Here is an 11275-nt window from a genome sequence, read left to right on the forward strand (position 1 = left end):
GGCAAGTTATATCAATGCCTAAGGTTATAAACCTCATTTACTTATGGTACGGTTCTCCGTTTCTTACTAAAGTGCGAATATCTTAAGAAAATTCAAAACCTATCGCTTGAGTTTTTACTCTAACCCTTTTTATTTTATCAGTAGCTATTAAGTATGTCCCCATTCCACCCAAAATCAGTCCTGTTACACATATAATTATAACTGCTATTGTACTCATTTTAATCACCTCCTCTTTTATGATTCTCTCCTCTTTTTTTAATTACTAATCCAATTTATATTACTATATTTAAATTTAAATCAAAACAAAAGGAAGTATCTTTTTTTGATACTTCCTTACTCGCGTATATACATTTTAATACCTCTTCATTTATTCTTATATTTATAGTTTCTACTTTTCTACTTTTATCCATCGTTATACTAGATACTATTAAATGTAACAACATTTTTTCCTTTTCTCTATCCTTGCACTCTGTAAGTATTTTACCAAACTTACTTAATGCATTTTTTATTAGTGTAGAATCTACCTCTTCTAATTCTTTTGCATAAGCTATATCCTTCAATTCCTCTAATCTACTCTCTAACTTTTCACTCTGCAAACTCAATTCTTCTTTTCTTTCTACAAACTCTTTCTTATTTAAAATTTCCTCCTCATATGCTTCTAATATCTTCTTTTTCTTTTTAGTTAATTCATCTATTCTATTTTTTAATTCATTTATTTCCTTTTTAGCTGGTTTGACTTCTTTATTTCGCTTTTTATTTATAGATCCTACTATTTTTTCAACCATTTTTTCATTCATTACTAGATCTTGTATTTTTCCAAATACGTATTCATTAGCTTCATCTACTCTTATCGAATTGCTTCCACATACCGCTGTTCCTTTATTTTTCCATGCTCCACAACTATAGTATGCAATCCTATGTTTAGTTCCATCTACTAATGTTCTAGTTGTTCTTGATATTACCATTCCTGCTCCACATACTGGACATTTCAAAATACCTGTTAGTGGGTATTTCCCATCATATATTCTTTTAGGCTTTCCTTGTTTAGACTTTAATATTATTTGAACTTTATCCCACAATTCTATCTCTATTATACCTTTATGTTTTCCCTCTACTATTAGTGGATTAGGATTTATGTTCTTTCTTCTTTTTTCTGACCACTCTCTTCTGACATTATATCTTACTTTACCTATATATACTGGATTGGTTAGTATATCTCTTATTGATCCAACTGAAAATGGATTTCCCTTTTTAGTCTTACATCCTAATTTATTTATCTTATTGGTTATTGCTTTATATCCGAATCCTTTAGCATACTCATTGAAAATTAGTTGAACACACTTTGCTTCATCCTCATTTATTACTAGTTCTGTTTCTCTTCTTTTTTTGTGTTCTGTTCCTGAAATAGGAACTATGTCATACCCTAGAACCCTATTTCCACACCATCTTCCCTCTCTAGCTCTAGCCATCATTCCCATTTTTACATTTTGAGCTATTGTTCCCCTTTCAAACTCTCCAATTGAAGCCATCATTTGAAACTGCATTCTTCCTGCTGGTGTATTAGTTTCAAATGGTTCTGAATAGGATTTAAAAGTAATATTATTTTGGTCAAATGTATCTATTATTTTAAGAACATCTGCAAGTTTTCTACTAATTCTATTGATCTTCCAAGCTATTACCATTTCAAATTTTCCCTCTTTTGCATCATTCAAGAGTTCTTGCATTGCTGGTCTATGAACTATATCCTTACCACTTATTCCTCTATCTGAGTATGTTTCATATACTTCACACTCATTTTTTTCTGCCCATTCTACTAGCAATCTTTTTTGCTCATCGATGCTATATCCTTCCTCTGCTTGTTCAATTGTGCTAACTCTACAATAGATTGCTATTTTTTTCTTATCCATTTTAAGTCCTCCTTAGTTATTCTTCAAAAAAATAATATATGTTTGTCTTATTTTTCATTACTCTTTTTCTTCTCTTCCTTTAGGTATTCTATTAGTAGTTCTGCCACTATCTCTACTATATTTTCCATTTTTACACACTCCTTTAAGAAATCCCGTTTTCCCGTATTTTTTTCCTTATATTCTACATTTTTATATAGCATCTATTTTTAACTTTATATCCATGAACGATTTATTTATCTATATTTATACTTTTACGGGAAAACGGGATTTTTTATTTATCTAATTTTATTACAAAGAAATCTTCACTATATCCTAAACTATTCTTTCTACACCTTGTGTAACGATCTTTCTCACAATTTAGAAATCCTGCTTCTTTTAATTCTTTTAAGACAATATTTTTATCTTCATATCCTCCCTGTTTTATCATATATTCAAACGATATTTTATTCATCTGAACTTCAACATACTTCTCTTTTTGAATTATTTTTCCTAAGTTTTCGGTTGAATTTGCTGATTCACCTTCAAACTTTCCTTTATATTTAGATACATATTGCTTTATATAATCAATTGCTGACTCTTTAAAGTTTCTATTTTTTATCGATTCCCTTTCTATATCTACTATCATTTTCTTTATTCCTTCCACATTTAATGTAGTTCCCATCATATTCTCAAATAGATATGCAGTTTGTATTATTACTCCAAATTTATTACACCTTCTTAGCATCATACTGTCAGCTATCAATTGATCTTCCAATAATCTATATACTTCTTCTTTTGAACTTTTAAAGCCTTCTATCAATTTAGTTTTTTCCATATCCATAACATACTTCGCAAACTCAAATCCTATATGACCATAATTTTGTAAAATAATTTGATTTATACTTTCAGCATTTTCAGCACTATTAGTCCATTTAACATTACTTACTTCCATAACTCTAATTTGTACACCAGCATTTTTATTTGCTGATCCTATTAGTGATTTTTCTCCATTAGATAGAATTGTTGTAAGCCACGTTTCCCGCTCCTTTAATTCTGAATCCTTATTTAGCCTATCTTTATCAGTCCCATTTGATAATCCATATATGAAATTAGTGAAATTTTGTGTATACGACATTGATATTTCATCTAATGCAAATGGAACACCCCTTAATCCTGTTAATTTCTTTATTAATGCATTATTTGTTCCATTATATGTTCCAAACAACCCATTCTTTTTAACATCAGGATATCCAAATAGCGAGATTGCCAACTTTAATGCAGTAGATTTTCCTGTCGTTGAATTTCCAAGTATATGTAGTATCATTGAATCTAATCCTAGTTCTTCTCCCATATATCCTATCAATATAGCTGAAAGTGAAACTATTACTATAAATTCTAATGCTGTATTTCCAAATACCTCTTTATTTAACATATTAATATATTCATTTTTATCACCTACAGGCTGTATATCATAACTACCTTCATATTTTGACTTTATTCCAATGCATTCAGCTAATTTATATATTACTTTTCCTTGGTAATTCGAAAATCCCAAGCTTGTATGCACATTTTTTACTGGACAACATTTTTCTCGCTCTCCTAAATATTGCGTAAGTAGATTTACATTTTCATGCGTTATATCTAATCCCTTACTTTGATATTTTATTAAATTATTTTTATTTAAATATTCTTCTCTAGGTATTGTTATTTCTTTTATTCCTACGAATGAACTATATTTAATCAATGCTTTATATGATCCATTGTCAATATTTTGCTGTACTGATGTAATATCAATAAGCTCTGCTATCTTTGCTTTTTCTCCATTACTATTAGTATTTATCCCTTTCTGATCTACAGTAAACCTTTGCATTATTGTTCCTCCTAATTTTAAGCTCCTATACTTTATTCTCCTCTGTATAGGAGCTTACATTTTTTCTATTATTCTAATTTACTTTTATTCACCATCAACTGGGTTAATATCAATTATATTTATATATCCATTTTTTTCTTTTGTTGTTATTTCCATATATACTCCATTAAAGTCTTCTTCATCTATCTCTTCATCAAAGTTCTCTTCATAAGTTACATTTATTAACTTAGTTATTACATACGTATTATTAATGAATATTAAGAAGGTATGATATACTTCATCATCCTCAATAGTTTTTACTGTTATTTTCAAAGCTTGTTTATTCCCTGGATAGCTTACTAAGATTGTTTTTACTATTTGAACATTATATGTTCCTTCACCTATACCTATTATTCTTTTAAATGCCATTTTAATCAGTCTCCTTTTTATAATATTAAAAGGTGTGCACACTTCATGATTAAATAATACCATTCAAAAAAAAATAAGGCTAAGACAAAAAACGTTACTTTTTTTGTCTCAACCTTATTATTTAAATCTCTATCTTCTTTTTTCTCTTCTCTAATATTCTGCTATATTTATCTTTAAACTTTTTATCCTCTATACTTGATATATATCCTTTTATTAATTTTGTTTCATATATCTCATCATCTATTACATCTAATTCTTTAAATCTTGACTTAGCTACCTTTAAAAGATTATTTACTTTTCCCTTATGTTCATCTAATAAATTTTGCATCTCTTTAGCAATCTCATTAAATACTCCTTCTGTTAAAAAAATAGCATCATCACAAAAATATGTTAATACTTCTTTCAATATATACATATTTTCATCTTGTATCTTATACATTTTTTCTTCAAGTTTATTTATAATATCTATTTTTTCTTTAACCTCATCCTTTTTTGTACCTAAACTATTAATAAATACAGCCATTATTTTTTCAAACTCTTCCCTCGTAAGAAGTTTTCTTTCATTAAATTTTTTTATAAGTTTTTTTACATCATCTGTGCTTGTATCGATATTTTTCATTAACCTAACATAATTATCTTTATTTTCTGCTAAAACCCCTTGCATATCGCTATAATCAGTATTCATCTTAACTAAATTATTTAATCTTACTAATTCCTTATATTTAGACTCAAAACTATTTGACTCTTCCCCAACTCCAAATATTTCAGGAACTAATTCTCTTAAACTATAAACTTTTTGTGTATTACTCATTTCTTTTCTCCTTTGTAGTTAAAACTTTTATTTACTCTATTATTATATCAAAAAAAAAATTAAGGTAAGTACTTTTCACCTTAATTTTTTTACTTTTATTCTAATATTTTCCCATCTACTGTATTTAATTTTCCTGTAAATATTTTGACTACATCAATAATTGCCCATATCCAACTTATCAAAATTGCTGGTGCAAAGAAAATTAAGGCTATTATAAATATTCCTAATTGTATTAGTCCTATCTCCTTATATCCTAAATAGAATCTTTGAAGTCCCATTGCTCCTAAGAATATTCCTAACATCCCTGCAACTATTTTCGAATTTCCTAGTGGCTTACTATTTCCTTTAATATGTTTTGAAAAATCTATTCCATTACATTGTAATTTAGATCCACAATTCAAACATACCTCTGCATTTTTATTTTTCACTTCATTTCCACATTCTTGACAATAATTATTTCCTTGTCCTCTATTTGTTCCACACTTCACACATATTACTGATTTTTCATTTATTATTTTTTCTCCACATTCTTTACAGTACATTTTTATCCCCCAGTTTCTCTCTTAATTTTTCTTTCTTTACTATTTGTTGTATCCAATTGCTTGTATATCCTAATTCTCTAGCTATTTCTTTTATATTTTTCCCATTGTAATTTTTCATAATATATTCAATTACAAAACTTTTAGAATATATTCTCATTGGAAATGTTACTTGTTGTCCTTTATAGTGTTCATATATTCTCAATACTACTTCTTCCCCCAGTATCTCTACCATATCTTTATATATCCCACTATACTTTTCACACATTATTCCCTCCTTTTAATTTTCAATTAAATAATATGCCTATCTATCTTTTTTGTAATGTTTATTCTAATTATGATTTTCACTTGTAAAATCTACTTTTTTTCCATTCCATCATTTATTGCTATTAATATAGCAATAACTATCTTTAATATATCTATCCACTTCATCCTTTCTCTCCCTTTAATTTAAATATACATAAATATAAGAATATGAATCTTGTACTGGTATTAACTTCACTACATATTTTGCAATATCCATTTGTAAGTATGTTAAAGTTTCTTGTTCAAATCCCTGACCTTTACATATTTTTATTACTTCACCAAAATTACAAAGCAATTTAAACTGTATATAGTTTAACTCCTTTTGTAACTGCTTTAGATCTATCTTTTTTTTCTTATTTAAATCCATTATTAGTTGCCTTGGATTCCATTGATTAGCTAGTCTTCCATCATAGAAATCAATCCTCATTACTCCTAATAATCTATCTGAATTATACTCAAAATATTTTTCTTTACTTAATTTTTTCATAATATTCCTCCTAATATTCTTCTGCTAACATCATTACAGAATTTAATCCATCATCTATTACAAATACTTTTACTATTTCTTTATCAACTCTCTCTAGACTTTCTAACACATGTACCTTTTTATATTTAGGTATTTCTTGACTATGCTCTATTCTAACTTCTTTTTCATTTCTTTTAATTTTAAATACTTGTAAGTAATCCACCTCCTTACTTTTCTCTTTCAACCCATCTACCATTTGCCACATAGCTAATTGCATTCCAATATCTAAAGCACCCTTTATTCCTCTAGTAATATATCTATTATTTTTTTCAAGCATCTTAATCCTCCTAAAAACAAAGAAAGCTACTTAATCACTTTAATTTGTAATTAAGTAGCTATTTTAATTCTTGTCTTATCATATCTATGAAATCTTCTGAAAATACTCCATTTTTTAAAGCTTTCTTTACAAGTTCTATTAGTTCTAATTCTGTTACATCTAGACTTCTAGGAACATAGATATCTTCTCCTCTTACAGTATCTTTATATACCGCAAATCTAACTTCATTCCTTTTCCTAGATTTCACAAAAATTCTTTCTATACAATATGTGTAATCCTCATCACCTAAACTTGCTTGTTTTAGAAGATTACAATATTTAGTACTTTTTATTATGCCTTCTTGGACTTGTTTAGCCATTTTTTTCTCCTTACTCTAACAATATTTTTGAAAGTTCTTCATTTGCTATTATTACAACTGAAAAATCACTAGAAAGTAAAAATAGTGAAGAAGTATAATTCACTCCCCCACTACATTTAATTAGATCTGTATATTCTGGTAATATATCTTTTAATATACCGTTTTTAAGTTCCCTAACATCTTCTATAATTTCAACTATTAAAACATACCCTCCTAAATCGTTATCTACATTTCTATTTTCTCCATAGTTCTCATTAAATATCTCTATCGTTTCAGAAATACTTTTAATTACTTCTATAAAGTAATTATTTAACTCTACTAATTGTTTTTCTAAATAAAGTTTTTTCATTAAATTATTTCTCCTTTCTAAAATAAAAAAACCATTATCCATATCTAAAATATAGGTAATAGTCTTTTTAAATTAAACTTCCATAAAACTCTTCTGTTGGATTTTTATTTTCTACTAATAACTTCAACTTAGTACACGTACTTTCATAGAATCCATTTTCTTTTGCATCCTTAATTACCTCTTCATATGTTAACTCAAAAATATTATCAACTTTTTTATAGTAAAATTCTTCATTCAAAACTCCAAAAAAGTATTTTACAGCCTCTTTATATGTCATTTTTTTAGCTTCTTCTAAATCACACCTTTCATCTGTATACCATCCATTTTTATCATTCCACTGTAAAAACCATGTTATTTTTTCTTTTCTCTTCATCTTATTCACTCCTTATTTAGTATCATATATATAATATATGTTTATATAATAAGTTTATTTTATATTTTTCGGGTTGTATTCGGGGTATTTTTCGGGTTATATTTTTTAATTATATTTTTACTTTCATTTTATTATTGTTTGTATTTTATTTATTTATCATTTTAAAGATTATTTTTTATCTTATTTATATTTTTTTATTTTTTATTTGATTTTATAACCAGCAAGTTTTATAATTAAACCATATTAAATATGGAGGTGCTTTTATGCATAGTCAATTACAAAATATTCAAATAAACAACAAACTTTATAATTTAACAGATCAATTAAATGTCAGTTTACCGGATTCATTTGTCTCACCAAATAATAAAATAGGTTCCGGTAGCGGTGAAGCACGATTATATATCTCTTCACAAAATTCAAAACCTATTTTTACTTTTTCACCTAATGAATTTATAACAAAAAAAGGGAACTCATATCCTGCATGTACATCTAGTTGCTTTTTATTGAAAGAAAATTTATTAGAATATCTTGATGATACACATAATTATTATCTTAATCCAACCCAAAAGCATAATAGAGATATTTCACGTTTCTATAATCATCGTGCATATGTAGTAAATCATTTAAATGATTTACTAGAATTTAAAATTTACATGCAAAATGGTAATCTTGATTCTGCTCGATTTTATATCGGCTGTGCAGATTCAGCTTGGGATATAATAAGAGAACTAGCAATCCCTAAGTTTTCTCACTTAACAATTTCACAATATACGAGTTCTGCTTCTTCTATAGATATCATTTACATTTTTACACTTTCATTTTCTGCACCTAATACTCCTATGTACACTTTAGAAGATGAAAATTTTATTACTAATACTATAACTAATGATACAACCATTAGCTCAACAGTAAGACTTTCTCTAATCAAAGCTCGAAATGGACAAGGAAAGTTTAGAAGTAATGTCTTTAATATTATGCCCGCTTGTCCTTTTACTGGAATTTCAGACTCCTTCTTATTAAGAGCTAGTCATATAATGCCTTGGAGTCAATGTATAAATAATTATCAAAGATTAGATGGGTATAACGGATTAACCTTAACTCCTACCTATGATGTTTTATTTGATAAAGGTCTAATTAGTTTTAATAATGATGGCTCTTTAATAGTTTCATCTAAATTAAATTCCGAAATAACTTCTACTTTAAACTTAGTTCCCGGTTCAATATATAATATCGGAAATCTAGATGGTTGCAAAAACCCTTATTTAGATTTCCATAGATCAAAAATTTTTAAGTATTAGAAGGTCTTATTTAAAAAAAATAAAAAAGTAGTAAAACTCTTACTACTTTTTTATTTCTATCTATTCTTTTGTAATTGCAACTTCTAAAATTCCATCTCTACTTTTATCACTAACTATATTAGGATATGCCTTTATTATCTCTTCCATTACTGCAATCAACACATCTACCACTATCGAATTCCCAGCTTGTTGATATGCTTGAGTATCTGATACTACAATTTTAAAACTATCACAAAATCCCATGAGTCTAAGACATTCTCTTGGAGTTAATTTTCTTATTCGCCCTTCAGTTGTTACATAATTATCAACTCCAGCTCTATGCATCTTATGCATCGTTGTTAATAACGGTCTTGCTATTTCTAAATCAATCTCAGGTTTAGAATAAAAATTTTTAGTTCCACTAGCTAAAACATATTTTTTTACTTTCTCTGATAAAAAATATTTTTCTAATTCTTGAATCGTTTTTTCTCTATCTATATTTTCTTCTTCAAATACAAAATCTCCATGCCAATTAAACTGCTGATTTTTCTTTTGACACAATTGAATTTCACCATCTATTTGAGTCCATTTTTTCTTAAGATTTTTATCACTTGTTACAAATGCAACACCCTTTTTATTTAAATAATATTTTCCTGATACATTCTCCAAAAGATAATCTTTCATTTTCTTTTTTAGCTCTTTTTTTCTAGGCTCTTCAAAGCTTTTTTCTAATTTTAAATCATTTCTAAATCCAACAACAAATATTCTTTCTCTATTTTGTGCAACCCCAAACTCCTTACTATTAAGAGTCATTAGTTTCCACTCATATCCTAAATCATCAAATACCGCTTTCATAGTATTCCATGTATTCCCATTATCATTACTTAATACAGCTTTTACGTTTTCATATATAAATACTTTGGGTTGTATTTCCTTAACCAATCTTGCATATTCATAAAATAAAGTTCCACGTGTATCTCCTAATCCTCTTTGTTTTCCAACCATTGAAAATGACTGACATGGACTTCCTCCAACAAATAGATCTACCATTCCCTTGTATTCATTTCCATCGATAAATGATACATTCCAATGAAAATTCTTTTCATCTATTTTATAATTTGCTAAGTAACTTTTTTTTACAAAATTCGATTTTTCTTTTCCTGAATATAGAGAATCTATATATTTCTTCTTCTCCTTAAAGTCTTTAATTTGTTCTAATTTTGCATGTATATGTAATGTTTCAATCTTTTCATTTAGCATCACTAATTGTGCTATCATTTCTTTCATTTCTTTTATTATTAATTTATTGTCTAATTTATTTTCCTTTATTATTTCTTGTACAGCATCTTTATTTTCCTTCTCAATTATTCCAAGTATAATAATACTATCAATATTATTAATACCATTCTCAATTTCTTCATCACTAAATAGTTTTTTTATTTCTTTTTGTAATTTCACATCTTTCAATGTCTTTATGTATTCTTTTATATCTATCTTATGATTTTGTCCTATATTTTCTAACAAAATACTTTTATTTTTTATTTTTAAGAGATGATCTTCCAAATCAGTTAAGTACTCATAGTCACTTTCAAATTTTACATCTATTTCTTCTATTACTTTTTCTAAAGTCTTTATTTCTTTTTTTATTTCTTTAAAGCTAAATTGTATTTTTTTTTCAAAAATATTTACATCCCCATTATCTGCTGCAAAAACTATTTCATGCTCTATTTCCATTCTTTGTAATGCATGTTCAATAGCTCCTATTCCACTAAAAACGGTTGCTAATTTCAACATAATTTAATCGCCTCACTTTTGTATAACTTCTTTATTATATCATATTTATATTTTACTGTTTATTTATTATTTCATCCTATTATATAGAACTTATGTTCCTGTGTAAAGATATGATTTCATAAAAAATACAAGTAATTATTTTAATTACTTGTACTTTTCTTTCAAAAGTTTTTCTCTATTTTTATATTCTTCATTATTTTAAAATACTCCATTTAATCTATTAATAATAATAATAATGTCAGCATCGATCCCTATCATACTACATTGAGAATCATAACAAGCAAATGCATCTTCTTGAGAGTAACCCTCTTTAATCATACACAGTATAATCCCCTCTTCTCTTTTTTAATTCCGTTACTATTATACCATTATTTAACATATAGCTCAATTGTATTTATTTTAATTTAATACACATTTATTTATAATATTCTCAATCCTATAGTTCGCATTTACTTATGGTACGGTTCATTCTTCATTATCCTGTATGCTCTATATATCTGT

At 26.9% G+C, this 11275-nt stretch carries 14 protein-coding genes; 1 reads left to right on the forward strand and 13 read right to left on the reverse strand.

What is annotated here, in order from left to right; genetic code table 11:
• Positions 1-82: 82 nt before the first annotated feature.
• The 12 genes from Q0W06_RS17890 to Q0W06_RS17945 all read right to left on the reverse strand — a co-directional run bounded on the left by Q0W06_RS17890 (position 83) and on the right by Q0W06_RS17945 (position 7703).
• The gene (locus Q0W06_RS17890; RefSeq protein ID WP_297639014.1) at positions 83-217 is read right to left on the reverse strand and encodes a hypothetical protein; all 135 of its coding nucleotides are present in this window, start codon (positions 215-217) and stop codon (positions 83-85) included.
• A gap of 55 nt (positions 218-272) precedes the next feature.
• Positions 273-1907, reverse strand: coding sequence for a recombinase family protein (locus Q0W06_RS17895; protein WP_297639017.1), 1635 nt, complete (start codon positions 1905-1907; stop codon positions 273-275).
• A gap of 271 nt (positions 1908-2178) precedes the next feature.
• A complete protein-coding gene (locus Q0W06_RS17900) occupies positions 2179-3756 on the reverse strand; it encodes a DUF927 domain-containing protein (protein WP_297639020.1) in 1578 nt (525 codons plus the stop codon).
• Positions 3757-3840: 84 nt separating this feature from the next.
• On the reverse strand, positions 3841-4164 hold the full coding sequence (locus Q0W06_RS17905; protein ID WP_297639024.1) for a hypothetical protein: 324 nt from the start codon (positions 4162-4164) through the stop codon (positions 3841-3843).
• A 121-nt stretch (positions 4165-4285) separates the two neighbouring features.
• Positions 4286-4975 carry a hypothetical protein gene (locus tag Q0W06_RS17910; RefSeq protein ID WP_297639027.1) on the reverse strand — a complete coding sequence of 230 codons (690 nt, stop codon included), beginning with the start codon at positions 4973-4975 and terminating at the stop codon, positions 4286-4288.
• Positions 4976-5070: 95 nt separating this feature from the next.
• A complete protein-coding gene (locus tag Q0W06_RS17915) occupies positions 5071-5517 on the reverse strand; it encodes a TM2 domain-containing protein (RefSeq protein WP_297639030.1) in 447 nt (148 codons plus the stop codon).
• The gene (locus Q0W06_RS17920) at positions 5507-5782 is read right to left on the reverse strand and encodes a Mor transcription activator family protein (RefSeq protein ID WP_297639033.1); all 276 of its coding nucleotides are present in this window, start codon (positions 5780-5782) and stop codon (positions 5507-5509) included. Before Q0W06_RS17920 ends, Q0W06_RS17915 begins: the two co-directional genes overlap by 11 nt.
• Before the next feature lie 177 nt (positions 5783-5959).
• A complete protein-coding gene (locus tag Q0W06_RS17925; protein ID WP_297639036.1) occupies positions 5960-6307 on the reverse strand; it encodes a hypothetical protein in 348 nt (115 codons plus the stop codon).
• A gap of 10 nt (positions 6308-6317) precedes the next feature.
• The gene (locus Q0W06_RS17930; protein ID WP_297639039.1) at positions 6318-6623 is read right to left on the reverse strand and encodes a DUF960 family protein; all 306 of its coding nucleotides are present in this window, start codon (positions 6621-6623) and stop codon (positions 6318-6320) included.
• 58 nt (positions 6624-6681) lie between these two features.
• Positions 6682-6981 carry a hypothetical protein gene (locus Q0W06_RS17935; RefSeq protein WP_297639042.1) on the reverse strand — a complete coding sequence of 100 codons (300 nt, stop codon included), beginning with the start codon at positions 6979-6981 and terminating at the stop codon, positions 6682-6684.
• 10 nt (positions 6982-6991) lie between these two features.
• On the reverse strand, positions 6992-7330 hold the full coding sequence (locus Q0W06_RS17940; RefSeq protein ID WP_297639045.1) for a hypothetical protein: 339 nt from the start codon (positions 7328-7330) through the stop codon (positions 6992-6994).
• 67 nt (positions 7331-7397) lie between these two features.
• Positions 7398-7703 (reverse strand): hypothetical protein, encoded by a 306-nt coding sequence (locus Q0W06_RS17945; RefSeq protein ID WP_297639048.1) that lies wholly within the window; start codon positions 7701-7703, stop codon positions 7398-7400.
• A gap of 263 nt (positions 7704-7966) precedes the next feature.
• On the opposite strand from Q0W06_RS17945, the gene Q0W06_RS17950 reads away from it, so the two are divergent.
• Positions 7967-9001 carry an HNH endonuclease signature motif containing protein gene (locus Q0W06_RS17950; RefSeq protein WP_297639051.1) on the forward strand — a complete coding sequence of 345 codons (1035 nt, stop codon included), beginning with the start codon at positions 7967-7969 and terminating at the stop codon, positions 8999-9001.
• Between the two features lie 60 nt (positions 9002-9061).
• Here Q0W06_RS17950 and dcm read toward each other — a convergent pair whose 3' ends face one another.
• Entirely contained in the window at positions 9062-10774 is a 1713-nt protein-coding gene (gene dcm / locus Q0W06_RS17955) for a DNA (cytosine-5-)-methyltransferase (protein ID WP_297639053.1), read from the reverse strand.
• Positions 10775-11275 lie beyond the last annotated feature (501 nt).

Source organism: uncultured Clostridium sp. (genome assembly GCF_947072515.1).
Taxonomy (GTDB): domain Bacteria; phylum Bacillota; class Clostridia; order Clostridiales; family Clostridiaceae; genus Clostridium.

Coding starts and splice junctions, on each gene's coding strand:
- Q0W06_RS17890 (WP_297639014.1), bottom strand. CDS start 217: ATGAGTACAATAGCAGTTATAATTATATGTGTAACAGGACTGATTTTG.
- Q0W06_RS17895 (WP_297639017.1), bottom strand. CDS start 1,907: ATGGATAAGAAAAAAATAGCAATCTATTGTAGAGTTAGCACAATTGAA.
- Q0W06_RS17900 (WP_297639020.1), bottom strand. CDS start 3,756: ATGCAAAGGTTTACTGTAGATCAGAAAGGGATAAATACTAATAGTAAT.
- Q0W06_RS17905 (WP_297639024.1), bottom strand. CDS start 4,164: ATGGCATTTAAAAGAATAATAGGTATAGGTGAAGGAACATATAATGTT.
- Q0W06_RS17910 (WP_297639027.1), bottom strand. CDS start 4,975: ATGAGTAATACACAAAAAGTTTATAGTTTAAGAGAATTAGTTCCTGAA.
- Q0W06_RS17915 (WP_297639030.1), bottom strand. CDS start 5,517: ATGTACTGTAAAGAATGTGGAGAAAAAATAATAAATGAAAAATCAGTA.
- Q0W06_RS17920 (WP_297639033.1), bottom strand. CDS start 5,782: ATGTGTGAAAAGTATAGTGGGATATATAAAGATATGGTAGAGATACTG.
- Q0W06_RS17925 (WP_297639036.1), bottom strand. CDS start 6,307: ATGAAAAAATTAAGTAAAGAAAAATATTTTGAGTATAATTCAGATAGA.
- Q0W06_RS17930 (WP_297639039.1), bottom strand. CDS start 6,623: ATGCTTGAAAAAAATAATAGATATATTACTAGAGGAATAAAGGGTGCT.
- Q0W06_RS17935 (WP_297639042.1), bottom strand. CDS start 6,981: ATGGCTAAACAAGTCCAAGAAGGCATAATAAAAAGTACTAAATATTGT.
- Q0W06_RS17940 (WP_297639045.1), bottom strand. CDS start 7,330: ATGAAAAAACTTTATTTAGAAAAACAATTAGTAGAGTTAAATAATTAC.
- Q0W06_RS17945 (WP_297639048.1), bottom strand. CDS start 7,703: ATGAAGAGAAAAGAAAAAATAACATGGTTTTTACAGTGGAATGATAAA.
- Q0W06_RS17950 (WP_297639051.1), top strand. CDS start 7,967: ATGCATAGTCAATTACAAAATATTCAAATAAACAACAAACTTTATAAT.
- dcm (WP_297639053.1), bottom strand. CDS start 10,774: ATGTTGAAATTAGCAACCGTTTTTAGTGGAATAGGAGCTATTGAACAT.